The sequence below is a fragment of the Collinsella sp. AF16-8 genome, from assembly GCF_003462695.1.
Taxonomy (GTDB): domain Bacteria; phylum Actinomycetota; class Coriobacteriia; order Coriobacteriales; family Coriobacteriaceae; genus Collinsella.
In genome coordinates, this window is record NZ_QRXX01000007.1 from 25766 (window position 1) to 49563 (window position 23798).

Consider the following 23798-nt stretch of genomic DNA (forward strand, 5'->3'; position numbering starts at 1 on the left):
GAAAGGGTAGGTGAAGTCATATGGCAAAAGTCCGTGTGTCCACCCTGGCCAAAGAGTTCGGCATGACCTCCAAGGAACTGATGGGTCATCTCGCCGAAATGAAGATTCCCGCTAAGTCCGCTTCCTCCGCCCTGGAGGACGCCTACGTCGCTATGGTCCGCAAGCAGCTCGCCTCGGTGATCGAGGCCCGCGCCCAGGAAGTCGAGGCCGCCAAGCAGGCCGAGGAGCAGGCCGCTGCCGCCGAGGAGGCAGCACGCGCTGCCGAGGCCGAGCGCGAGCGCATCGCCGCCGAGAAGGCACGCGAGGAGGAGCGCCGCCAGTTCGCCGCCGCCCAGGCTGCCGAGGAGGCCGCCCGCGCCGAGGCCGAGGCCAAGAAGAAGGCCGAGCAGGAGCGCCTTGCCCGCGAGAAGGAGGAGGCTGCCCGCGAGGCCCAGCGCCGCGCCGTTCCCGCTTCCGACTCCGGTTCGCGTTTCCGCTCTCTGCTCGACCAGATCGCCGCACAGGAGACCGTGCTCAAGGAGAAGAAGGACGCCGAGCAGAAGGCCAAGGCCGAGCGCGCTGCCGAGCGCGGCAACCGTCGTGGCGGCAACAACGACCGTCGCGGTGGCCGTCGTAACGATCGCAACGCCTCCGATAACAACTCCGAGCGCAATGCCTCCGAGAACCGCCCGCACAGCCATCGCACCAATGCCAGCAACAACGTCGCTGCCGGTATGGACTTCCCCAACCCCGACAAGCAGGGCAAGGGCAAGAAGCGCAAGGGCGGTCACAACAACGAAGAGGACCACTACAGCCGCATGGCTCGCGAGGCCGAGGAGTACAGCCGCGAGAAGGTGCTCGAGGAGGCTCGTGCCGCCGTCGAGGAGGCCTCTCGCGAGTCCACTGGTCGTCGCAAAAAGCGCAAGGAGAAGCGCGAGCGCGAGGCCGCAAAGGCTCAGGAAGAGCGCAAGATTGAGGAGGCGCTGGCCCAGGGCGTGAACCCCGAGGACCTCGACGCCATCAAGGTCTCCCAGGGCGTTACCGTCCAGGAGCTCGCCGAGGCGCTCGATGTTCCGGCCAACGACATCATCAAGCGCCTGTTCCTGCTGGGTACGCCGCTTACCATGACGCAGTCCATGTCCGACGACCTTGTCGAGCTCGTTGCCGACGACTTGGGCCGTCAGATCAAGATCATCACCCCCGAGGAGGAGAACACCTTCTCGTTCTACGACGATCCCGCCGACCTTAAGCCGCGCGCCCCGGTCGTCACCGTCATGGGCCACGTCGACCACGGCAAGACGAGCCTGCTCGACGCCATCCGTCACACCGGCGTCGCTGCCGGCGAGGCGGGCGGCATTACGCAGGCCATCGGCGCTTCGCAGGTCATGATCAATGACCGCAAGATCACCTTCATCGACACCCCCGGCCACGCCACCTTTACGGCCATGCGTGCCCGCGGCGCCAAGGTGACCGACATCGTCATTCTGATCGTGGCTGCCGACGACGGCGTCATGCCCCAGACCATCGAGTCGATCAACCACGCCAAGGCCGCCGGTGTTCCCATCGTCGTCGCCGTCAACAAGATCGATAAGCCGGGTGCCAACCCCGACCGCGTGCGCCAGGAGCTCACCGAGTACGGCATCATCCCCGAGGAGTGGGGCGGACAGAACATGTTCGTCAACATCTCGGCCAAGCAGAAGATCGGTATCGACGACCTGCTCGAGACCGTCCTGCTCCAGGCCGACGTGCTCGAGCTCAAGGCCAACCCCGATACGTTCGCTTCGGGCAACGTCCTCGAGGCTAAGCTCGACAAGGGCCGCGGCTCGGTTGCCACGGTGCTCGTGACCCGCGGTACCCTGCACGTGGGCGATACGCTGGTCGCCGGCCTTACCTACGGCCGCGTCCGCGCCATGCTCGACCCCAAGGGCAACGCCGTCACCGAGGCCGGTCCCTCCGACGCCGTCGAGATTCTGGGCCTGCAGTCCGTCCCCAACGCCGGCGATGAGTTCCGCGTGTTCGAGGACGAGCGCGAGGCTCGCGCCCTGGCCGACGAGCGTTCGCTCAAGGCCCGCATCGAGGAGCAGAGCCGCGTGAAGCATGTGACGCTCGAGAACCTCTTCGAGACTATCGCCGACGCCGAGGTCAAGGAGCTCAACCTGATCATCAAGGCCGACGTCCAGGGTTCTATCGAGGCCCTTCAGGACTCCCTCGACAAGATGGACCAGTCCGAGGTGCGCATCAACACGATCCACTCCGCCGTTGGTGCCATCAACGAGACCGACGTCGTTCTGGCCGACGCCTCCAACGCCATCATCATCGGCTTTGGCGTCCGTCCCGACGGCAAGGCCCGCTCCGCCGCCGAGCGCGAGGGCGTCGAGATCCGTTGCTACGACGTCATCTACAAGTGCCTCGAGGACCTCGATGCAGCCCGTATCGGCATGCTCAAGCCCACCGAGGTCGAGGTTTCCACGGGTACCGCGACCGTTCTGGACACCTTCAAGGTGCCCAAGGTCGGTATCGCCGCCGGTGTCCGCGTCGAAGAGGGCGAGATCGCCGCGACCGATTCCGTGCGCCTGGTGCGCGACGGCATCGTGGTCTTCAACGGTAAAATCGCCTCGATGCGCCACTACAAGGACGAGGCCAAGAGCCTCAAGAGCGGCTCCGAGGGCGGTATTGGCCTGGAGAACTTCCAGGACATCAAGCCTGGCGACACCATTGAGGGCTACCGCATCGACCAGGTTGCCCGTACCGAGTAGGGGGTAGCGCTATGAAGCAAACGCAGGCAACCCGCCGTTTGGGCGAGCAGCTTCGCGAGAAGCTCGGTTATATCCTGCTCTTTGAGGTTTCCGATCCGCGTCTCGACCTGGTCACCCTGACCGCGGTCGAGGTCGCGGTGGACCGTTCGTTCGCGCGTGTGTACGTGTCGTGCGACGCGAGCCGCTACGACGAAGTCATGGAGGCGCTCGCCAGCGCCAAGGGCCGCATCCGTAGCCTGCTGGCCCGCTCGCTCGATTGGCGCGTCACGCCCGAGCTCGATTTTCGCATCGATCGCTCGACCGATGAGGCCGAGCGCATCACGCGTGCGCTGGAAAACGTTCCCGCCACGCTTGCGATCGAAAAGGACGAGGACGGCTATCCAATTGCGGATGCCGCCCAGGAGGCAGCTTTAGATGAGTAATTCCGCCGACCTCGCATCGTGCGAGTCTGCAGATATTCAGCGACGCATCCTTGAGCTCATCGAGGGTGCGTCCTCCATTGCGATTTCGGGACATACGTCTCCCGATGGCGACGCCCTGGGCTCCGTGCTGGGCCTGGGCCTCTCGCTTAGGAAGTTCTTTCCCAACAAGGACATTGCCCTGCTGCTGGCAGACGATGACCCGGTTCCGCGCATCTACCGCTTTATGGAGGGCGCCGACCGTCTGGTGCCGGCATCTGCGTATACCGGCAATCCGGACCTGTTCATCTCGGTGGACGTGCCGGTCGTCGAGCGTCTGAACAACTCCGCCGAGGTGCTCCGCCGCTCGTCGCATGTGGTGTGCTTCGATCACCACCCGGCGCGCGAGGAATTTGCCGAGCTGAGCCTGAGGTGCGTCGATGCCGCGGCCTGTGCCATGATCATCGACCGCTTTTTGGACAATTGCGGCATTGTGGCTCGCGATGGTGTCGCGACCTGCCTGTTGTGCGGCCTGGTGACCGATACCGGTCGTTTTCAGTATCAAAACGCCGATGCCGCTGCGTTTCACGCCGCCTCGCGCCTGGTCGCGCACGGTGCCGATCCGGCGCGCGTTGCGCTCGAGGTCTACCAGAGCATGCGCGTAGAGTTCTTGCATCTCAAGTCCATCGTTATGGGGCGCATCAAGACAGTGGCGCACGGTCGCGTGGCATATAGCTATGCGTACCAGAGCGACCTCGAGGCCTGCGGCGTTACTTCGGACGAGTGCGACGGCTTGGTCGATGTGGTGCGTTCGGTGATGGGTGTGGAGGTCTGCCTGTTCCTGAAGGGCATTGAGGGCGATACCAAGGTGCGCGGCAACCTGCGCTCCAAGGGCGACCTCAATGTTTCCGAGATCGCTGCTGCTTTTGGCGGTGGCGGGCATCCCGCGGCCGCTGGTTTCTCTAACAACGGAACGATTCTCGAGACGCTCACCGCGGCACTCCCCATGCTGGCCGAGCTGGTAGGGGAGGATCCCGCTACGGTGACCGTCGAGCTCTAACATTTTGGATGGTACATGGCTCGTCGTACGCCTTCTCAATTGAATATGCTGCTCGCCGTCGATAAGCCGGTGGGCTGTACGTCCCACGATGTGGTATCGCAGTGCCGACGCGCCCTCCATGAGCGACGCGTCGGCCATGCCGGTACGCTCGACCCCATGGCCTCGGGTGTCATGGTGGTGGGCGTGGGCCAGGCGACCCGTCTGCTGGGCATGCTAACCCTCGATACCAAAAGTTATGTCGCCGACATTTCGTTTGGCGTCGAGACCAATACCGATGACGCGGAGGGCGAGGCCGTCCGCACGGTGCCCGTTGCCCCCGAGCTGCGCGATCTTGCTTACGCCCGTGAGCAGCTGGCCGCTATGCTTGGCCCGCAGATGCAGGTGCCGCCAGCGTTTTCGGCCATTTCGGTCAATGGCGTTCGTGCCTATAAGAGTGCTCGCGAGGGCAATGCGGTTGAGTTGCCCCCGCGTCCCGTCGAGGTCTATGCCGCCGACCTGATCGCCGTGGGCAGCGAGGGCGATACGTGCGTCTGGACCGTGGCGTTTTCGGTAAGCAAGGGCACCTACATTCGCGCGCTTGCTCGCGATCTGGGTCGCGCCTGCGATAGTGCTGCGCATATTTCCGCGCTGCGCCGTACAGCCTCCGGCGTGGTTTCCATTGGCGCCTGTCATGCGGTCGAGGAGCTTTCTCCCGAGTCTGCGGCCGGCTTCGCCTTGGATCCCATCGCCGCCCTTGGTGCCACGCGTGTCGATTTGCCGGGTAATCTTGCAGACGACCTGCTTTGTGGTCGCCGCATTCCCGTTGAACGCGCGCTTGCGGACTTCGATACGGTGAAGGCACCGTTTGCGCTCGTGCTCGATGGGGGACTCAAGGCGCTCGCCCGTATCGAGGGCGGCCGCTTTGTGATGGAGCACGTCTTTCCGCAGGCGATCGGCGGTGTTCGATGATGCTGGCGCCCAACGAGCTAGCGCGTATCTTTTTCGCGGGTGAGTTGGATGAGGCCCGTATCGTTTCTGCCGATGCATTTGATGGGTGCGAGTTCTTGGGTGCCGCGTCGATCGCCATTGGCGTGTTTGATGGCGTGCATCGTGGGCACCAAGAGCTGATTGACGCGGTTATTCGCGACGCACGTTTCCACGGCAGCAAAGCGGTCGTGGTCACCTTCGATCCTGATCCGGACGTCGTGGTGAGTCCGTCGCCCGCTCAAAAATTGATGACGACGGCCGACCGACTGCATGCACTGGCTCAAACCGGGGTCGATGCGGTGGTGGCCGTTCCCTTTACGCCCGCCGTGGCGGCACTCGACCATGTCGGGTTTCTGGCGCTGTTGTCGCGCGTTGTCGACATTCGCTCCATTCGTGTAGGCAGTGACTTTAGACTCGGCCGCGGCGGCGCTTCGGGCGTTGCCGAGATGCGCGCCTGGGGTGCTGAGCGTGGGGTTGACGTTTACGGTCACGACCTGCTTTGCGTTAACGGGCAGACCATCTGCGCCACGCGCATCCGCCATGAGCTGGGCCAGGGTCATGTGGAGCTGGCTGCCGAGCTTCTCGGCCGTCCCTATATGGTGCGCGGCGTTGTGGCGGCTGGCCGTCACGAGGGTTCCGACATGGGCTTTCCCACGGCAAACATCCAGGTGCCCGACGGCATTCAAGTGCCTGCCGATGGCGTCTATGAGGGTCTGGTGCTGGTCGACGATACCGTATGGCCTGCTGCTGTTAACGTCGGCCTGCCGCCGACCTATGCCGACGATGCCGCCTCGGCGCATCTCGAGGCCAACTTGATCGGCTATGCGGGCGACCTGTATGGCGCTTCCGTGTCGCTGGCGTTTACGCGCTGGCTGCGTCCGTCTCGCGTGTTCGATTCCCTGGACGACCTGATCGCGACCGTCGAGGGTAATATCGACGATATCCGTCATAACTTGGGTGAGCAGGGGGTGAGTATCCGTGATTAGCGATGAGGAAAAAGATCAGGTACGCGCGGCGTCGGACCTGGTTGCCATAGTGCAGGAAACGGTTGAGCTCAAGCCCCGCGGCCATGAGTTTTGGGGATGCTGCCCGTTTCATGGCGAAAAGACCCCATCGTTTCACATTATCCCTGCTACGCAGGTGTGGCACTGCTTTGGTTGCGGCGAGGGCGGCGACGTCTTTACCTATATCATGAAGCGCGAGAACCTGAGTTTTCCCGAGTCGATCCGCTATTTGGCTGATCGTGCGGGCATTGAACTGCACGATACCGGTGCGCAGCGCGATCGCGGCACCAAGCGTGCCCGCATCTATGACCTGTGCGCCGAGACGGCTCAGTTCTACCACACCATGCTTATGCGCGGTAAGGACAGCCGTCCGCGCGAGTACTTTGTCAGCCGCGGCATGGGCGGAGATGTCTGTCGCCGCTACTGCCTGGGCTTTGCACCGGGTCGCAACGCGCTGGTTTCGCATCTGTCTCAAGCGGGCTTTACCCCGCAGGAGATGATTGACGCCAATGTGGCCGTGAGCCGTGGGCGCGGACAGCTTGCCGACCGTTTTTACGACCGTGTGATGTTTCCCATCTTTGATGAGCAAGGTCACAATATCGCCTTTGGCGGGCGCATCATGGGCGATGGTCAGCCAAAGTACCTCAACACCGCCGAGACGAGCGTGTTTCATAAAAAACGAAACCTCTACGGCTTTAACTGGGCCAAGGAGTTTATCGTCGCGCAGGATACCGCCATCGTGGTGGAGGGATATACCGACTGCATCGCCTGCTGGGAGGCAGGGATCAAAAACGTCGTCGCTACGCTGGGCACAGCACTCACGGAACATCACGTTAAGACACTCACCCGTTTTGCCAAGCGCATTGTCTATATGTTCGATGGCGACGCCGCCGGTCAAAAGGCCGCTCGCCGCGCGATTCAGTTTATCGAGCAGGATTCGATGGACCTGCGCTGCGTGGTGCTGCCCGACGGCAACGACCCCATGGAGTTCATCACGGCGCATGGCGGCCAGGAGCTTCAGGCGCGCATCGATGCCGCCGAGCCCCTCATGGACTTTGTCTACCGTTCGCTGCAGGAGTCGAGCGACATTACCACACCGGGCGGTCGTGCCAAGGCGCTCGAGGATGCGCTGACGCTCATCTATCCGCTGCGCGACAGCTATATGATCGACACATACTTTATCCAGATTGCCGACCTGTTAGGTTTGGACCTGGAGACCGTGCGCGCGAGTTCGGGCCGTGTGTTTCGCGATGTCGCCAAGCGCGAGGATGCCGAGCGCCGGCGTGAGCAGAGCTACGAGCGTCAACGCGCGCAAGCTGAGCGCGCGGGCGGTTCGCAGGGTCGAGGCTCGGGCGGCGGTGCGGCTGGCGCGCGCAGTGCCGGTCGCGGTGCCTGGGCCACCGGTGCGACGCCACCGGTGTCCGCACCGGTCGAAGAGGACCCGTACGACTACGTTCCGGTTGATGCCTATGGGGCCGCGCCGGTGGAGGTCGACGAGGATCTGCCGCCAATCGATGTGCCAGCGGGGATGGAAAGCGCTGCGCCTGTTGCCGATAGTTCAAACGCGGCGGCAGCTCCTTCGATGCCGATTGTTTTGACCGATCTGGAGCGGAAATCCCTAGCGGGGGAGCGCGAGCTGCTGACGATGCTTACGAGCTACCCCGATCTGTTCCGCACGTATGCCGACCGCATTTGTTCTATCGAATGGGTCGATCCGCGTCACGAGTCCATTGCGTGGGCCGTGCTCGCGACGCCGCCGGGCACCGATCCTGCGGCCTGCATGGATGCGGCGCGCGCGGTGTGTCCCGAGGCGGCCTCCCTTGTCAGCGCCGGGCGCATCTCGGCAACGAGTAAGCACCCGACCGAGACGAACATCGTCTTTATGCTCGATACGCTCGAGCTCTACACCATCAAGCGTCGCATGCGAGCCGCGCAGGCCAAGTTGCGTCAGAACCGTTCACTCGACGATGAGGCCCGTCGCGTGCTGACGATGCAGGCGATGCAAGATTCGCAGCGCCAGCGCGAGCTCCAAAAGTCGATTGGTGGCGTAGCCGACCCGTTCCGTTTGATCGGTTTAGAGACTGCTGGCGCCGACCAGGCCTAGATGTTGTGGTCAACCAGCGTATTCTCGCCTATATCCAGTCTGAATTTTGGGTATAGACGTCAATGTGTGTGCTAAAGTAATGAGTCCTGTGGACTACGAAGGGAGAATCTGTGCCAAAAAAGAGTGAGAGCACGGGTACTGGGCTGGAATCCTACGTTGCAAAGCTCATGGGCAACGGCTCTAACAGGACTTCGGTAACCGAGGACGAGATTCAGGTCGCCCTGAAGGATATCGATGTTTCTGACGAGCAGCTCAACGCGGTGTATTCCGCGCTGCGCAACAGCGGCATCCAGATTATCTCCGCGAGCGGAAACGACGACGCCCCCATGGACGTCGACGATGACGATAACGATACCGATGATTTTGACGACGACGACGAGCACGATTCCGGCTCGCTCGACGATCACGAGCTCAAGATGGCCCGTCAGGCCGACGCCGAGATGGGTTCTTCCAAGAGCAAGAAGAAGCGCACCGTGCGCACGTCCCGTTCGCGTTCGCGCGTGCGTGGTATCGACGCCTCCACGGTGATGCTGACCGGCGACCCGGTTCGTATGTACCTCAAGGAGATCGGTAAGGTCGACCTGCTGACCGCATCTGAAGAGGTCGATCTGGCCATGAAGATCGAGGCCGGTCTCGAGGCTACCGAGAAGCTCGAGGCAAATGAGGCTGGCGAGATCGAGCTCACGCGTGCCGAGATGCGTCGTCTTACGCGTATCGAGAACGTTGGTCTTGAGGCCAAGCAGGCGCTCATCAGCGCAAACCTGCGTCTGGTCGTCTCCATCGCCAAGCGCTATGTCGGCCGTGGCATGCTGTTCCTGGATCTGATCCAGGAGGGCAACCTCGGTCTGATCCGCGCCGTCGAGAAGTTCGACTACCAGAAGGGCTTCAAGTTCTCCACGTACGCCACGTGGTGGATTCGTCAGGCCATTACGCGCGCTATTGCCGACCAGGCCCGTACCATTCGTATTCCCGTGCACATGGTCGAGACCATTAACAAGCTCGTCCGCGTGCAGCGCCAGCTCCTCCAGGATCTGGGCCGCGACCCGACCCCCGAGGAGATCGGTGCCGAGATGGACATGAGCGCCGACCGCGTCCGCGAGATCCAGAAGATTTCGCAGGAGCCCGTGTCGTTGGAGACCCCGATCGGCGAGGAAGAGGATTCCCAGCTGGGCGACTTCATCGAGGACTCCCAGGCTATCGTTCCGCCCGATGCGGCCAGCTTCTCCATGCTGCAGGAGCAGCTCACCCAGGTGCTCGATTCGCTTGCCGATCGTGAGCGCAAGGTTATCGAGCTGCGCTTTGGTCTCGTTGACGGACACCCCCGCACGCTCGAGGAAGTCGGTCGCGAGTTTGGCGTCACGCGCGAGCGTATCCGCCAGATCGAGTCCAAGACCCTGGCCAAGCTTCGCCACCCGAGCCGCTCTAGCAAGTTGAAGGACTACATCGAGTCTTAGGGGTTCCGCCGTTCTACCGAACGGCGGACCAGTCGACGCTGCGCGCCGCCCAGGGCGACAATTTGTCATTCAAAAGGCAAGGCATGACCAGAAGGTCTATGCCTTGCCTTTTTCATGCCAACTTGTTCGCCCTGGACGTCGCTCGCTGTCCGTCCTCTACCTGCGGCATCTCCATTGCTTGGCAGTTGGGTGGCAGTTGGGGACGTCCCCAATGACTGGGCCGGAAAAATTCTTAAAAAAGTTCTTGCCCTTCGCCCAATCGTCCGTATAATAAACTTCGTTGCTTGAGAGCACGCACCTATTCCTCGGTAGCTCAATGGTAGAGCACGCGGCTGTTAACCGCGCTGTTGTAGGTTCGAGTCCTACCCGGGGAGCCAGAATTTCTCAGCCCATTTTGCTGGGCTTTTAAATTCCTCGGTAGCTCAATGGTAGAGCACGCGGCTGTTAACCGCGCTGTTGTAGGTTCGAGTCCTACCCGGGGAGCCAGGTTGTAAAACCCGTCGCTTATGCGGCGGGTTTTTTCATGCCGCGACCACTTGACTCGAACGTTGCCATATCAACATTTCGTGTCGAGGATGTAATCCCGCGACCCACCACCTCAACATGGCGCGGTCGTTGTAGAATATTGCAATGATTGCTCCCACGACATGGTGCCGCGAGCACCAGATAAGGAGATTCTTGTGTCTGAGACCATTAACGGCAGCCTGAGCGTCTCGAACGACGTTATTGCCGATATTGCCGGTTATGCCGCGATGACGTGCTACGGCGTTGTCGGAATGGCTGAGCAGCTCCAGGGCGCCGAGAGCGTGCGCCTGCTTGCCGGCCAGCGCCTCCGCAAGGGCGTGCTTGTCTCCGCCGACGAGAACGGCCTTACGGTCGATCTTCACGTCGTGCTCGAGAACGGCGTCAACATGAAGTCCGTCTGCCACAATCTTTCGAGCTCCGTTGCCTTCACCCTGCAGGAGATCGCCCAGATCGATCCCGCCAGCCTTAAGATCGGCATCCATATCGACGCGCTCAAGAGCCGTCTGAACTAGCATCCGAAAACGGAGATTCAAATACCCATGATTGCAAAGACCATTCGCACCTGTTTTCCGATCGCTGCGGCTGCCGTTTCCGACAAGGCCGAGGAGATCAACAAGCTCAACGTCTTCCCTGTACCCGACGGCGACACCGGCACCAACATGTCGCTCACGCTCGCCTCGGTGACCAAGGAGCTCTCTGCTCTTCCTGCCGATGCCGACATGGAGGCCATCGCCGGCGCCATCACCCACGGCTCCCTGATGGGTGCTCGCGGTAACTCCGGCGTCATCACCTCGCAGATCCTGCGCGGCGTGGCCGAGGGCCTCGTCTCTGCCGATGAGCCTATCACGTCCGCCAACATCGCCCACGCGTTCCGCCGCGCCGTCAAGGTCGCCTTCCAGGCCGTCCGCAAGCCCATCGAGGGCACGATCCTCACGGTCCTGCGCGATGTTTCGACCAAGGCCGACGAGTGTGAGAAGAAGAAGTTCTCGGCCGAGGATGCGCTCGACGCTATCGTCGTCGAGGCCTACCAGTCCGTCGCACGCACGCCCGACCTGCTGCCCGTCCTCAAAGAGAACGGCGTGGTCGACTCCGGCGCCTTTGGCTTTGCCATCTTCCTGGAGAACTTCGTTGCCGCCGCGCTTGGCCGCAGCACCGTGGTCGAGGATTTCTCCGCTACGTTTGATTCCGCTGGCTCTGCTCGCGACGCGGCGTTCGATCGCGTTGAGATTGAGGCCAACGACGACTGGGAGGGCTCGGAGTTCCGTTACTGCAACGAGTTCCTCTTTAAGGCCGACGCTCCCTTTGACGAGGACGAGTGCCTTAAGTTCCTGGGCTCCATGGGCGACTGCGAGCTGCTTGTGGGTGCCTACCCCGATTACAAGATTCACGTGCACTCCAATACCCCTAACCTGGTACTCGAGCACATGCTGCAGCTTGGCCAGATCTACGAGGTCTTTATCCATAACATGGAGATGGAGGCCCACGACCGTACCGCCAAGATCCACGAGGACCAGGAGAAGGCCGCCGAGCCCGCCAAGGCGCTGGGCTTTGTCGCTGTTGCCGCCGGTTCCGGCGAGGCCGACATCCTCAAGTCCCTCGGCGTTGACGTGATCGTCTCGGGTGGCCAGACCATGAACCCCTCGACCGCCGACCTGCTGGGTGCTGTGGACCAGGTCAACGCGACTTCGGTCATCATTCTGCCCAACAACGGCAACATCCGCATGGCTGCCGAAGCCGCCGCCTCTGCCTGCACCGATAAGAAGGTTGCCGTCGTTCCCACCAAGACTGTTCCGCAGGCCTTCTCCGCGCTGTTCGCGGTGCTGCCCGATTCCGAGCTCGAGGACGCTGTCGCCGCCATGGTCGACGCCATCAGCGAGGTTCGCGATGGCGAGGTCACCCGTGCCGTGCGCGATTCCAGCGCCTCCGACGGCTCGCCGATTCACTCCGGTGACGTCATGGGCATTATTGCCGGCTCCATCGACGTGGTCGGCTCCGACGTGAAGCAGGTCACGCTCGACTGCATCAACCGCATGCAGGAGGAAGAGGAGGGCGACGCGCTGACGATTCTGGCCGGCGAGGAGCTGTCCGATGAGGCCTTCCAGGAGATCGTCGATGCCATCGAGGAGGCTCAGCCCGACCTGGAGATTGACGCCCATCGTGGCGAGCAGCCGCTCTACCCCGTGATCTTCTCGATCGAGTAGGCATCTGGTCATGTCCGAGCTGTGCTCCGTGTCGCGCGTCTCGGAGCGCTTTGCCCAGAGCAATGCGCTCGACGAGGATATCGCGCGACTCAAATATGTTTCGGGTAAACGTGAGGAGGCCCTTCGCCGTCTGGGTATTCGGACGGTGGGGGACCTCCTTCTCCATATCCCTCATCGATACCTCGACTTTACGCGTTCCTGGTCTATTGAGATGGCGCCCATCGGTACCGTGTGCACGATAGTCGCCACGGTTGACCGTATCGTCCAAAAGCAGCCTCGCCCGCGTATGCAGGTGACCGAGGTCTCGCTCGTGGACGAGACGGGCGTGCTGCAGGTCGCCTTTTTCCGCCAGCCCTGGATTGCCCAGCAGCTTAAGCGGGGCGACCGCCTGGCCGTGATGGGTAAGGTCGAGTTTGCCTACGGCTTTAAGCAGATGGCCTCGCCGCATTTCGAAAAGCTCGAGGGCGGGCATGCCGCGGGCACCATCCTGCCGGTCCATTACGTGAGTGATGGCGTGAGCCAGGCGTGGATGCGCCGCATCGTGAGCGGCGCGCTCGAGGTCGTCGGCAATCCCTTCGATCCGATTCCCGCACGCTTGCGCGTCAAGCGTCGCCTGATGAGCAATGCTCGTGCGCTTCGATCGATCCACTTTCCCTCGAGCATGGCTGAGCGCGATATCGCGCGCGCACGGCTTGCCTACGAGGAGTGCCTCTACCTGCAGCTGGCGCTGCGCCTGCGCAACGACGGCGGCCTGGTCGATGTGGTGCCCTATGCCCACGCCGCGGGCGAGCACCTGGCCGCGCTTAAGCAGGCCCTGCCGTTTTCGCTGAGCGACGAGCAACAGGCCGCGTTCCAAGATATCCTGCGCGATATGTGCGATGGCGGGCGCGTGATGAACCGCCTGCTGCTGGGCGACGTCGGTACCGGCAAGACGGCCGTCGCCGCCTGCGCGCTGGCCGTCGCGGCCGATTCGGGCACCCAGTCCTGCGTTATGGCGCCCACGGGCGTGCTGGCGCGCCAATATGCCGATAAGACCGGCCCTCTGCTCTCGCAGACCGGCATGTCATGGGCGCTTCTGACGGGTGCCACGCCGGCCGCAGAGCGGGAACGCATCCATGCACAGCTGGAATCGGGCGAGCTTGACGTGCTCTTTGGCACCCATGCGGTGCTTTCGGATGACGTTGCGTTCAAGCATCTGTCGCTTGTCGTCATCGACGAGCAGCACCGCTTTGGTGTGGGCCAGCGCAATGCCCTGCGTGCCAAGGGCCCGGGCGCCGATCTGCTCGTTATGACGGCTACGCCCATCCCGCGTACGTTGGCGCTTTCGGTCTACGGCGATCTGGACACGAGTATCATCCGCCATCGGCCCGTCCCTGGCGCTGGCGTGACGACGCGTGTTCTCACCGAGTCGAGCCGTGACCTCGCCTATGGCGCCATCCGTGAGGCGCATGATAAGGGTCAGCAGGCCTACGTGATTTGCCCGCTCGTGGAGCCGAGTGACTCGGCCGATGATCTGGAGGACGTGCCCGGTATCGCCCGCGACGACGAGGGCCGCGCGACGGTCCCCGTGCCGCTGCACGATACGGCGACCGAGCTCGATCGCCTGCGTCTGGCGTTGCCTGGTCTTGTCATTGAGCGCCTTCACGGCCGCATGCTAGCGGGGGAAAAGGATCGGGTCATCGATGCCTTCAAGCGTGGCGAGATCGACGTGCTCGTCTCGACTACGGTGGTCGAGGTAGGCGTCGACGTGCCCAATGCCACCGTCATGGTTATCGAGAACGGCGAGCGCTTTGGTTTGGCTGCCTTGCACCAGCTGCGCGGTCGCGTGGGCCGTGGCAGCGTGTCGGGCACGTGCCTGGTCATGACGCACTCCAAGGGCAACGGCGGCGCATCGGCGGCGCAAGACCGTCTCCAGTCGCTCGAAAAGACGTCGGACGGCTTTACGCTCGCTCAGATGGACCTGCGCCTGCGCCACGAGGGCGAGATCTTGGGCTACCGTCAGCATGGCGGCGTGACCCTGCGCTTTGTGGACCTGGATGCCGACGAGGACTTAATCGAATGGGCCCATTTGGACGCGGTCGAGCTCTTGCGGTATGCTTGCAATCTTGACTCCGTGGCGACACGCCCCTTGCGCGATGCAGTCGCCACGCGTTATCGACATATCTTTAAGGAGGTCAGCGGAGGATGAGAATCATCGGCGGTGAATGGCGCGGCCGCAAGATCGAAGAGCCGCGCGGGCGCGATGTTACCCGTCCCACGACCGATCGCGTGCGCGAGGCGTGTGCGTCGATGGTCATGTCGGCGTTCGACTTTGACTTGGATGAGGTGCGCGTGCTGGATGCCTTTGGTGGCTCCGGTGCCTTAGGGTTAGAGATGCTCTCGCGTGGCGCCCACTCGCTTACTACGTTCGAGATCGACCGCAATGCCGCCCGCCTGATCACCAAGAATATTGAGTCGCTGTGCCGCGACCGCTCGCGTTGGCGTGTTGTGACCGGCGACGTGCTGGCAAGTGCCTCGCGCGGGCGTGTGCCGGGCGGCCCCTTTGATCTGGTCTTGCTCGACCCACCATATGCTTTTGGCGCCGAGCCGGTCGAGGAGCTGCTGTGCAATCTTGCCCAGCAGGGCTTGCTGGCGCCGGGGGCCTACGCGCTGTCTGAGCATGCCGCGGCCGACGCGGGTGCTCACCCGGCTGGCTTTGAGACCGTGCGGGAGAAGCGCTACGGCATAACCTCGGTTGACTTGCTGCGCTGGGTTGCCGCGGACGAGAACAACGATGCCGACGACAGCAATAATGACGAGGACGCGCCTTCGGAGGATGCCCATGAATGACACCATCAACCGCGTGATCGTCCCGGGCACCTTCGATCCCATCACGTTTGGCCATATCGACGTCATCCGCCGCGCCCGCCGCATCTTTCCCAGCGTGATCGTCGCTGTCGCCGAGTCGCAGGGTAAAAACGGTGTGGGCACCACGTTTATGCTGGATGAGCGCGTGGCGCTGGCTCGTGAGGCGCTCGGTGATATCGACGGCGTCGAGGTCCTGCCCTTTACCGGCCTCTTGGTCGACTTCGCTCGCGAGCAGGGGGCGGGGGCCGTGGTCAAGGGCCTGCGCGCCATGACCGACTTTGAGTACGAGCTGCAGCAGGCAGACCTCAACTATCGCTTGGATAACGAGCTGGAGTCCATCTTTGTCATGAGTGCTCCGCAGTACGGCTACATCTCGAGTTCGGTGGTGCGCCAGATTGCTTCGCTCGGTAGCGACGTTTCCAATTTTGTTCCGCCCAATGTGGTCAAAGCGCTCAAACATCGCTTTTCGTGACGTTTTTTAATGCCTGGTGGCATGTGGTAAACTAACTCGATGATATGTTACCTATGAAAGGAGACCGGATGCCGGGCGAGAATTTTCCTGGCGACAGGATCGTGAGTCTTGTCGACGAGCTCGAGGGGCTCATCGAAGAGGCTAAGACGCCGTTCGGCAAGAACGCCCAGATGAAGGTTATCGACGCCGACGTCTTCTTTAACATCCTCGACGAGATCCGCATGAGCTATCCCGAGGAATGGCAGAAGTCCCGCCGTATCCTCAAGGAGCGCGAGGAGCTTATGGCTTCCGCTGCCGCTCAGGCTGATTCCATCATCGCCGATGCTCAGCAGCAGGCCCTCACCATTGCCGGTGAGCAGGAGATTGTCCGCTTAGCTCAGCAGCAGGCCGACGACATTCGCGATCGTGCCCAGCAGTATGAGCGCGAGACGCGCTATGCCGCCGAGGATTACGCCGAGCAGGTCTTTACGCACCTCGAGGAGAACCTCAAGAGCCTGACCGGCACGGTGACCCGTTGCCGTCAGCAGCTCAACGAGGGTGCCGCCCAGCAGAATGGTCAGTGGTAATGGCTGAGTTCCCGAGCGTTACCGTCGATCTTTCCGAGCAGCTCGAGTTTCCCGGAGACTCGTACCCGCTGACCGGTAAGGTCGATGTTGCCACCTATACGGTGGGCGAGAAGGAGTACCAGCTGCAGAACGGCATTGACTACGATGTGGTCTTTACCAATGCCGGCACCGGTGTTCTGCTTACGGGCATGGTCCGCGCGCATGCAACCGGTGAGTGCGACCGTTGCCTGGAGCCCGCTTCGTTTGATATTGCCGGTGAGATCGAGGAATTCTATCTCTTTAACGAGCCCGAGGACCCCGAGGCCTACGAAGATGGCTACGAGCTGCTGGGCGAGGATCGCATCGTCGATCTGGGTGAGCCCATCAACGACGCGGTCGTCATGGATACGCCGTTCGTTGTCCTGTGCAAGCCAGATTGTCGCGGCCTATGCCCCACTTGCGGCATCAATCTCAACGTCGAGCAATGCGATTGCGCCGCTCAGGCAGAGGCCGAATGGGCCGCTGCCACGGAAAATCCATTTGCAGCATTGAAGAATCTCAAGCTTGACGAGTAAAACTGTGGTAGTATCGCTACTTGCGCGTAATCGCCACACTGGATAGTTCATAAGGAAGGTCACTATGCCCGTACCTAAACAAAAGCAGGGTCGTATCCGCACTCACACCCGCCGTTCCGCCAACATGAAGATCTCGGCTGCGGCTCAGTCCACGTGCCCCCGTTGCGGTGCTGTCAAGCTCCCGCACCACGTGTGCCCCAGCTGCGGTTTCTACAAGGACCGCGAGGTTATCGTTACCGAGTAACTGTATACTCTGGATGCGATGCCGTTCCAACTGGAACCACAATGGCCGGCTCAATGAGTCGGCCATTTTTGTATAAGGAGCATGTATATGAGTAACGTTCGCGTTTGTGTAGACGTTGTGGGCGGAGACGAGAAGCCTCAGGTTGTCCTCGACGGTATCGAGGCGGCGCTTGCGGCTGATCCCGATATCGAGGTCTTGGCCGTCGGTCCCGCAGAGATCGTGAACCCCTTTGCCGCGGCTCACGCTCGCGTTGAGGCCTTGGAGGCGCCCGATGTCATCGCCATGGATGACGATCCCATTCGAGCCGTGATGACCAAGCGCAAGTCCTCGATCGTACTTGCCTGCCGCGCTATCAAGAAGGGTAACGCGGATGCGTTCTTCTCTGCCGGCTCCACTGGCGCCATGACCGCTGCCGCTACCGCCTACGTGACGCCATTTAGGTATCAGGCCGAGGGCAAGAAGCAGCCGGTCCGTCCGTGCCTCACCAATGCACTGCCCAACCGCGCCGGCGGCCTGACGGTCCTGTGCGACATGGGCGCCAACCCCGATGTCGAGGTCGACGACATGGTGCGTTTTGCCCAGATGGGTAGCGCCTATGCGCGCGTCGTCCTGGGCATTGAGCATCCCCGCGTCGGTCTGCTTGCCAACGGCACCGAGGACGAGAAGGGCTCCAACTTCACCAAGTCGTGCTTCCCGGCCATGAAGGCCGCTGTTCCCGGTTTTGTGGGCAACTGCGAGGGCACCGATCTTACGTCGGGCAATTTTGACGTCGTGGTCGCCGACGGCATGTCGGGCAACATCGCACTCAAGGCCACCGAGGGCGCTGCCAAGTTTTTGCTGCAGGAGCTCAAGGGTGTCTTTATGTCTTCGCTCGGCACCAAGATTGCCGCGCTGCTCATAAAAAAGCAGATGCGCGAGATCAAGGCAAAGCTCTCGGGTGATGCTAAGGGTGGCGCGATTCTTTTGGGCCTGCGTGGCGTAGTGCTGATCGGCCATGGTGCCACCTCAGTCGAGGCCGTCAAAAACGGTACGCTCGCCGCGGCGGAGGCCGTGCGCGCCGGGCTTGTCGAGAACATCGCCAACTCTATGGACGGCATCGTTTTGTAGGAGCGAGTTAGGGCGCTGTTATGTGCCTCGCGGCCTGCGTCGTGGGGTAGAATCAAAACCGTGTCTTGGCGCTGCGCTTGCGGCGCCAGCGCGTTGATGTTCACGCAATACGAGAGGAAGCGCTATGGACCGCTCCGAAATCTTCGATAAGATCGCCGAAGTTGCCGCCGATGTGCTGGGTGTCGACGTTGCTGAGATTAGCGACGAGACCACCTTCGACGATCTCGATGCCGATTCGCTCGAGCGTCTGCAGTTGGTGACGGCCATCGAGGACGAGTTCGACCTCGAGATCGATGACGAGACCCTGCTGTCGCTCAACTCTGTCGCCGACGCTGTCGACGCTATTGAAAACGCCAAGGAGGCCTAAGTCTTGGCTTTATCTCAACGACTCGCGCGCGCCCAGGAAATCCTGGGCCACGAGTTCAATAACAAGGTGCTGCTGCGCGCGGCGCTCACGCACCCCTCTGCCGTGGAAGGTCAGCCCGTCTCGGCGAGCTATGAGCGTCTTGAGTTTTTGGGCGATTCCATTTTGGGCGCCGTGGTCGCACGCTCCCTGTTTGAGTCCTATCCGGAGTTTGACGAGGGCAAGCTCACACGTCTGAAGGTCTCCCTTGTCTCGGGCGCCACGCTGTCCGAGGTGTCTCACGAGCTGGGTATCGATGACATCATCATCTTTGGTGCCTCCGAGACCGGTACCGGCGCGCGCGGCCTGCACTCGGCGCTCGAGAACGTCTACGAGTCGCTCGTGGGCGCGCTGTATCTGGATGCCGGCTGGGATGCCGCGGCGGAGTTTATCCACCGTACGCTCAAGCCGCATTTGGCTTCCGAGCGTGCCGAGCATCCTGCAAACCCCAAGTCGTTTTTGCAGGAGTGCGTGCAAGCCGACGGTCACGAACCCCCGGCGTATAAGCTCGTTGGCTCCGAGGGCCCGGCGCATGCGCCTACCTTTACCGCCGTGGTGTTGATCGATGGCATTCGCCAGGGTCGCGGCTCCGGCTCCTCAAAGAAGGAAGCCGAGGGAGCCGCTGCACTCGAGGCACTTGACCGCATGGGCTATACCACCAACGGCGTGATTCTCAACAAGAAGCCTGTTTAAGCGAGGAACCGTGTATCTCAAGTCCCTCACGCTCAAAGGGTTCAAGTCGTTTGCCGACCGCGCCCATATGACGTTTGAGCCGGGCCTGACCGTCATCGTCGGTCCCAACGGCTCGGGAAAATCGAACATCTCCGACTCCATCCTGTGGGTTCTGGGCGAGCAGAGCGCCAAGCAGCTGCGCGGCCAGGCCATGGAGGATGTCATCTTCTCGGGCTCGTCGGCTCGCAAGCCGGTGGGTGTCGCCGAGGTCACGCTGGTGCTCGATAACTCGGACCATGTGTTACCCGTCGATTTTGACGAGGTCGCCATCACCCGTCGCATGTATCGCTCGGGCGAAAGCGAGTACCTCATCAACTCGAGTCCGTGCCGCCTGATGGACATTCAGGACATCCTGCACGATTCGGGTCTGGGTAAGGATACGCATTCCATCATCAGCCAGGGCAAGCTCGACGCCATTTTGCAGAGCCGCCCCGAGGAGCGCCGTGCCCTCATCGAGGAGGCTGCCGGCATCTCCAAGCACAAGCGCCGCAAGGAGCGTGCGCTCAAAAAGATTAAGTCGATGGACGAGCACCTGACGCGTGCCCGCGACATCAATAAGGAAATCGCCCGTCAGCTGCGACCCCTGGAGCGTCAGGTCGATCGCGCGCGCAAGTACAAAGAGCTTTCCTCGCGCGCGAACGAGCTTACGCAGATGCTAGCCGTCGACGAGCTGCGTTCGCTGCAGTCGCAGTGGAACGACCTGGAGAGCCGCTCCAAGGAAGGTGCCGCCGAGCTGGAGCTTGCGCAGTACCGCTTGGGCGAAAAGGAACGCGAGCTCGAGAAGCTCCAGGTCATGCTCGAGGAAAAGGGCCTGTTTGTGGGCGATCTGGGCGAGCAGCGCCGCCATATGCAAGACGTGGTCGGCCGCATTAACTCCGATATGCGCCTGCTCGAGGAAAAGGGCCACAACATGGTGTCGCGCCTGTCCGACATGCGCGGCCAGATCTCGAGCTCCGAGCATCAGCGTCGTCGCGTGGTAGAGGAGCTCGAGGACGCGCGTGCGCAGCTTGAGGAAGTGACCGGCGCGCACATGCAGGCCCAGGAGGACGTTGACGCCGCTGGTCCTGCCGCCGCTCAGCTCCACGAGCGGCGCGTGGCGCTTGATGCGCAGATTTCGCAGTTCATGCGCGAGCAGCGCGATGTGCAGCGTGTGGCCGATAACGCCGCGCTCGAGCTCGCCAAGGTGAAGGATTCGCTTTCCAATGCCGAGGTCGAGGACAACATGTATGCCTCGCGCCTGGAGCAGATTGATGACCAGCTCGAGGAGGTCACGGCATCGCTTGAGAGCCGCCGCGACCGTGCCGAGGAGCTTGAGAGCGCCCTTGAGGCGGCTCGTCAGGCCCAGAGCGATGCGCGCGAGGCCACCGAGACGGCACGCGCTGCCCTCAAGGACCTGCGTGCCCGCGAGGGCGAGGCGCGCAACAAGCTGTCCGAGGTACGCTCGGAGCTTGCCAGCCAAAAGAAGCTCGATGCCCGCATGGCTGACAGCTCGCCGCTGGTGAGCCGTCTGATGGGTGCGCTGGGCGACGATGTCTCGGGTCGTCTGGGCGACGTGCTCGAGGCCCCGCGTGAGCTTGAGGGCCTGGTTGAGCAATTGCTCGCCGGCGATATCGATGCGCTGCTGTTCGACGATGCGTCCGCGCTTGAGCGTGCCGGTCGTGCCGCTCTGGACCAGAAGAAGGCCTCGGGCGAGGCGCTGCTGGTCGCGCGCGGTGTGAGCGCCTCTGCTGCCGCTAAGGGCGCTGCCGGTTCCCGCCTGGTCGATCGCCTGTCCGTGCGTGCGGGCTACGGTCCGGTCGTCGAGGCACTGCTCGGCGGCTATTACGTTGTCGATGACTTGGCTGCCGCACTGGCCGCGCCCGTCGTTGACGGTGTGACCTACGTGACGCCCGATGGCGCCCGCGTGAGCTGTGGTGGCCTGGTGCGTGTGGGGCTCGATGCCGGCGAGGCTTCGGGTGCCTTGGAGCGCAAGCGCCGCATCCGTGAGCTCGAGGGCTTGGAGCCCGATCTGGCTGCTATCTTTGAGCATGTTTCGGACCAAGTCGTTGAGGCCAACGTCGCCGTCGAGGAGGCCCGTGCCGCCGAGGGCGATGCCGCTGGCGAGATCGCCCGTCTTGAGGGCGAGCGTCGCTCCCTGTTGTCCGAGATCGGCCGTCTGGAGCAAAGCGCCAACAATGGCGAAGTCGAGCGCGTGCGTATTTCCAAGCGCCGCGAGCAGGCTGCCGAGGCCGTTCGTGCCGCACGTCCGCGCGTGGATGAACTTACCCGTTCGCGTGACGAGGCCCGTGCGCAGGCGAGCGACTTAGGCTTGCAGATTGCCGAGGCCAATGACGAGCTCGACCGCGTGCGCCGTGACGATTCCGAGGCCGCCGGTAAGCTCGCCGACGCTAAGGTACGCCTGGCTCAGACGAGCGAGCGCCTGCGTTCGCTGAAGGGCCGCGTGCCCGATCTTGAGCATCGTCTGGAGGGTATCGACCGTCGTATCCGCGGGACGCGTCAGGCCTCGCGCTCGCTCGAGCTGCTGCGCCTTCGCGTCGATCCCATGCACGAGCGCTATTCCGCCCTGTTGGAGCGCGCCTCGGACTGGGCTGCGCGCCTGCGCGATCAGGCAACGCTTGAGGAGGCGGACTCGGCTTCGCTTAAGAAGACCATCGAGGACGCCAAGACCGAGGTCGCCCGCGCCAAAGAGCGGGTCGATGTTGCCGCCACAGCGCAAAATGAGTTCAAGGTGGCGCGCGGCAAGCTCGAGGTGCAGGTCGAGGCTGCCATCAAGGCCATCACCGCCGATGGCACCACGGTGCTTGAGGAAGCGCTCATGCTGCCGGCGCCCACCGATCGCGACGCCGCCGAGCGCGAGCTTAATCAACTCGCGCGCCAGATCAACAACCTGGGCCCCGTGAACCAGGTTGCCATGGAGGAGTACGAGCAGCTCAAGCGCCGCGCCGATTACATCGAGGAGCAGCTGACCGATCTTGAGAGCGCGCGCAAGGCGCTCACCAAGATCACCGTGGCCATCGACCGCAAGATGCGTAAAGCCTTCCTGGTGACGTTTGAGAAGGTTGATGCGAATTTCCGCGAGATCTTCGCCATGCTCTTCCCGGGCGGCCAGGCACATTTGGAGATGACCGACCCCGAGCATCCGGCCGAGACGGGCATTGAGGTCGTGGCGCAGCCGCGCGGCAAGCGCATCACCAAGATGATGCTCATGTCGGGCGGCGAGAAGAGCCTGACGGCGCTCGCCCTGCTCTTTGCCGTATACCGTACGCGCACGGTGCCGTTCTATGTGCTGGACGAGGTCGAGGCGGCGCTCGACGACGCCAACCTGTCCAAGCTCATCGGCGCCCTCGATGTGCTGCGTTCCGATACGCAGCTCTTGGTAATCTCGCATCAGCGCCGTACTATGGAGGATGCTGACGTTCTCTACGGCGTCTCGATGCAAGCCGACGGTGTCAGTCGCGTCGTCTCGCAAAAACTCGATCGCGAAACCGGAAAGGTCGTGAATGCATAATGGGATTTTTTGACGCACTCTCGCGCGGACTTGAGCGCAGCCGCGAGGCCCTCAACGAGGTCTTCTACTTTGGCGGCGAGGTCGACGAGGATTTTTGGGAGGGCCTTGAGGACACCCTCGTTATGGGTGACATGGGTGCCGAGGTCGCCATTCAGGTCTCCGATGACCTGCGCGACGCCGCTGCCAAGAAGAACCTCAAGACCGCCCCGCAGCTTCGCCGCGCCCTGGCCGAGCAGCTCGAGGGCCATTTTGTGCCTGTTGAGCGCGATCCGTTTTCCGACACGCCGAGCTGCGTGCTGTTTGTCGGCATCAACGGTGCCGGCAAGACCACGACGGTCGGCAAGATTGCGAGCGCCATGGCCGCCCGCGGCAAGAACGTGGTGATCGGTTCGGCCGACACCTTCCGCGCCGCCGCCATCGAGCAGCTCGATGTGTGGGGCCAGCGTGCCGGCGTGCCCGTCATCAAGCGTGACCGCGGCTCCGATCCGGCGAGCGTGTGCTATGACGTGCTCGACGAGGCCGATAAGCGCGGCAGCGACCTGGTGCTCATTGATACCGCCGGTCGTCTGCACACGAGCCCCGAGCTCATGCGCGAGCTTGCCAAGGTGGTCAATGTGACCCGTAAGCGCGCCGCCAATATGGCCGCCGGTCCCATGCCCGTTTCGGTCGTGCTTGTGATCGATGCCGCCACTGGCCAGAACGGTCTGAACCAGGCGCTCGAGTTTAACGAGGCGCTGGGCCTGGACGGTATTATCATGACTAAGCTCGACGGTACGGCTAAGGGCGGTATCGCCATGGCCGTGGCCGAGAAGCTCAAGCTCCCGATTCTGCGCATCGGCGTGGGCGAGCAGGTCGATGACCTGCAGGAGTTTAATGCAAAAGATTTCTGCCGCGCCCTGGTGGGCGAGTCCAATTAAG

The 23798-nt window shown here is 62.5% G+C and carries 20 protein-coding genes and 2 tRNA genes; all 22 read left to right on the forward strand.

The genetic code is table 11. From position 1 onward, the window contains the following. Positions 1 to 20 precede the first annotated feature (20 nt). The 22 genes from infB to ftsY all read left to right on the forward strand — a co-directional run bounded on the left by infB (position 21) and on the right by ftsY (position 23797). On the forward strand, positions 21 to 2735 hold the full coding sequence (infB, locus tag DWW73_RS07055) for a translation initiation factor IF-2 (RefSeq protein ID WP_117779148.1): 2715 nt from the start codon (positions 21 to 23) through the stop codon (positions 2733 to 2735). 11 nt (positions 2736 to 2746) lie between these two features. Further along, entirely contained in the window at positions 2747 to 3157 is a 411-nt protein-coding gene (gene rbfA, locus DWW73_RS07060) for a 30S ribosome-binding factor RbfA (protein ID WP_117647311.1), read from the forward strand. After that, positions 3150 to 4193, forward strand: a complete 1044-nt coding sequence (locus DWW73_RS07065; RefSeq protein WP_117779149.1) for a bifunctional oligoribonuclease/PAP phosphatase NrnA — start codon at positions 3150 to 3152, stop codon at positions 4191 to 4193. The genes rbfA and DWW73_RS07065 overlap by 8 nt, the downstream gene beginning before the upstream one ends. A gap of 15 nt (positions 4194 to 4208) precedes the next feature. Beyond that, a complete protein-coding gene (gene truB, locus DWW73_RS07070) occupies positions 4209 to 5141 on the forward strand; it encodes a tRNA pseudouridine(55) synthase TruB (RefSeq protein ID WP_117779150.1) in 933 nt (310 codons plus the stop codon). Further along, entirely contained in the window at positions 5141 to 6145 is a 1005-nt protein-coding gene (gene ribF / locus DWW73_RS07075; protein ID WP_117779230.1) for a riboflavin biosynthesis protein RibF, read from the forward strand. The genes truB and ribF overlap by 1 nt, the downstream gene beginning before the upstream one ends. Further along, positions 6138 to 8267: a DNA primase gene (dnaG, locus tag DWW73_RS07080; protein WP_117779151.1), complete on the forward strand. Its 2130-nt coding sequence runs from the start codon at positions 6138 to 6140 to the stop codon at positions 8265 to 8267. The genes ribF and dnaG overlap by 8 nt, the downstream gene beginning before the upstream one ends. Positions 8268 to 8377: 110 nt before the next feature. After that, positions 8378 to 9721 carry an RNA polymerase sigma factor RpoD gene (rpoD, locus tag DWW73_RS07085; protein ID WP_117779152.1) on the forward strand — a complete coding sequence of 448 codons (1344 nt, stop codon included), beginning with the start codon at positions 8378 to 8380 and terminating at the stop codon, positions 9719 to 9721. Between the two features lie 302 nt (positions 9722 to 10023). Further along, a tRNA-Asn gene (locus DWW73_RS07090) sits at positions 10024 to 10098 on the forward strand. A gap of 34 nt (positions 10099 to 10132) precedes the next feature. Further along, a tRNA-Asn gene (locus DWW73_RS07095) sits at positions 10133 to 10207 on the forward strand. A gap of 161 nt (positions 10208 to 10368) precedes the next feature. Beyond that, a complete protein-coding gene (locus DWW73_RS07100) occupies positions 10369 to 10758 on the forward strand; it encodes an Asp23/Gls24 family envelope stress response protein (protein ID WP_187361832.1) in 390 nt (129 codons plus the stop codon). Positions 10759 to 10785: 27 nt separating this feature from the next. Further along, positions 10786 to 12447 (forward strand): DAK2 domain-containing protein, encoded by a 1662-nt coding sequence (locus DWW73_RS07105; RefSeq protein WP_117779153.1) that lies wholly within the window; start codon positions 10786 to 10788, stop codon positions 12445 to 12447. 10 nt (positions 12448 to 12457) lie between these two features. Further along, the gene (locus DWW73_RS07110) at positions 12458 to 14635 is read left to right on the forward strand and encodes an ATP-dependent DNA helicase RecG (protein WP_117779154.1); all 2178 of its coding nucleotides are present in this window, start codon (positions 12458 to 12460) and stop codon (positions 14633 to 14635) included. Then, positions 14632 to 15276 (forward strand): 16S rRNA (guanine(966)-N(2))-methyltransferase RsmD, encoded by a 645-nt coding sequence (gene rsmD / locus DWW73_RS07115; protein ID WP_233509153.1) that lies wholly within the window; start codon positions 14632 to 14634, stop codon positions 15274 to 15276. The genes DWW73_RS07110 and rsmD overlap by 4 nt, the downstream gene beginning before the upstream one ends. Then, the gene (coaD, locus tag DWW73_RS07120) at positions 15269 to 15766 is read left to right on the forward strand and encodes a pantetheine-phosphate adenylyltransferase (protein ID WP_117629285.1); all 498 of its coding nucleotides are present in this window, start codon (positions 15269 to 15271) and stop codon (positions 15764 to 15766) included. Before rsmD ends, coaD begins: the two co-directional genes overlap by 8 nt. 68 nt (positions 15767 to 15834) lie before the next feature. Next, positions 15835 to 16332 (forward strand): hypothetical protein, encoded by a 498-nt coding sequence (locus DWW73_RS07125; protein WP_022094019.1) that lies wholly within the window; start codon positions 15835 to 15837, stop codon positions 16330 to 16332. Then, a complete protein-coding gene (locus tag DWW73_RS07130) occupies positions 16332 to 16886 on the forward strand; it encodes a DUF177 domain-containing protein (protein WP_117637762.1) in 555 nt (184 codons plus the stop codon). The genes DWW73_RS07125 and DWW73_RS07130 overlap by 1 nt, the downstream gene beginning before the upstream one ends. Positions 16887 to 16950: 64 nt before the next feature. Continuing rightward, positions 16951 to 17130, forward strand: coding sequence for a 50S ribosomal protein L32 (gene rpmF, locus DWW73_RS07135; RefSeq protein ID WP_022094017.1), 180 nt, complete (start codon positions 16951 to 16953; stop codon positions 17128 to 17130). Positions 17131 to 17217: 87 nt separating this feature from the next. Beyond that, the gene (gene plsX, locus DWW73_RS07140) at positions 17218 to 18237 is read left to right on the forward strand and encodes a phosphate acyltransferase PlsX (protein WP_117779155.1); all 1020 of its coding nucleotides are present in this window, start codon (positions 17218 to 17220) and stop codon (positions 18235 to 18237) included. 124 nt (positions 18238 to 18361) lie between these two features. Further along, on the forward strand, positions 18362 to 18604 hold the full coding sequence (locus tag DWW73_RS07145; RefSeq protein WP_117583422.1) for an acyl carrier protein: 243 nt from the start codon (positions 18362 to 18364) through the stop codon (positions 18602 to 18604). Positions 18605 to 18607: 3 nt separating this feature from the next. Further along, the gene (gene rnc, locus DWW73_RS07150) at positions 18608 to 19333 is read left to right on the forward strand and encodes a ribonuclease III (protein WP_117779156.1); all 726 of its coding nucleotides are present in this window, start codon (positions 18608 to 18610) and stop codon (positions 19331 to 19333) included. A 10-nt stretch (positions 19334 to 19343) separates the two neighbouring features. After that, the gene (smc, locus tag DWW73_RS07155) at positions 19344 to 22880 is read left to right on the forward strand and encodes a chromosome segregation protein SMC (RefSeq protein ID WP_117779157.1); all 3537 of its coding nucleotides are present in this window, start codon (positions 19344 to 19346) and stop codon (positions 22878 to 22880) included. After that, on the forward strand, positions 22880 to 23797 hold the full coding sequence (ftsY, locus tag DWW73_RS07160; protein ID WP_117779158.1) for a signal recognition particle-docking protein FtsY: 918 nt from the start codon (positions 22880 to 22882) through the stop codon (positions 23795 to 23797). Before smc ends, ftsY begins: the two co-directional genes overlap by 1 nt. Position 23798: the final 1 nt, after the last annotated feature.

Bases quoted from the DNA above. Each gene is read 5' to 3' on its own strand.
- ribF (WP_117779230.1), top strand. From the start codon at position 5,141: ATGCTGGCGCCCAACGAGCTAGCGCGTATCTTTTTCGCGGGTGAGTTG.
- DWW73_RS07125 (WP_022094019.1), top strand. From the start codon at position 15,835: ATGCCGGGCGAGAATTTTCCTGGCGACAGGATCGTGAGTCTTGTCGAC.
- rbfA (WP_117647311.1), top strand. From the start codon at position 2,747: ATGAAGCAAACGCAGGCAACCCGCCGTTTGGGCGAGCAGCTTCGCGAG.
- infB (WP_117779148.1), top strand. From the start codon at position 21: ATGGCAAAAGTCCGTGTGTCCACCCTGGCCAAAGAGTTCGGCATGACC.
- rpmF (WP_022094017.1), top strand. From the start codon at position 16,951: ATGCCCGTACCTAAACAAAAGCAGGGTCGTATCCGCACTCACACCCGC.
- DWW73_RS07065 (WP_117779149.1), top strand. From the start codon at position 3,150: ATGAGTAATTCCGCCGACCTCGCATCGTGCGAGTCTGCAGATATTCAG.
- truB (WP_117779150.1), top strand. From the start codon at position 4,209: ATGGCTCGTCGTACGCCTTCTCAATTGAATATGCTGCTCGCCGTCGAT.
- DWW73_RS07105 (WP_117779153.1), top strand. From the start codon at position 10,786: ATGATTGCAAAGACCATTCGCACCTGTTTTCCGATCGCTGCGGCTGCC.
- ftsY (WP_117779158.1), top strand. From the start codon at position 22,880: ATGGGATTTTTTGACGCACTCTCGCGCGGACTTGAGCGCAGCCGCGAG.
- DWW73_RS07145 (WP_117583422.1), top strand. From the start codon at position 18,362: ATGGACCGCTCCGAAATCTTCGATAAGATCGCCGAAGTTGCCGCCGAT.
- plsX (WP_117779155.1), top strand. From the start codon at position 17,218: ATGAGTAACGTTCGCGTTTGTGTAGACGTTGTGGGCGGAGACGAGAAG.
- DWW73_RS07110 (WP_117779154.1), top strand. From the start codon at position 12,458: ATGTCCGAGCTGTGCTCCGTGTCGCGCGTCTCGGAGCGCTTTGCCCAG.
- DWW73_RS07100 (WP_187361832.1), top strand. From the start codon at position 10,369: ATGGTGCCGCGAGCACCAGATAAGGAGATTCTTGTGTCTGAGACCATT.
- DWW73_RS07130 (WP_117637762.1), top strand. From the start codon at position 16,332: ATGGCTGAGTTCCCGAGCGTTACCGTCGATCTTTCCGAGCAGCTCGAG.
- rsmD (WP_233509153.1), top strand. From the start codon at position 14,632: ATGAGAATCATCGGCGGTGAATGGCGCGGCCGCAAGATCGAAGAGCCG.
- coaD (WP_117629285.1), top strand. From the start codon at position 15,269: ATGAATGACACCATCAACCGCGTGATCGTCCCGGGCACCTTCGATCCC.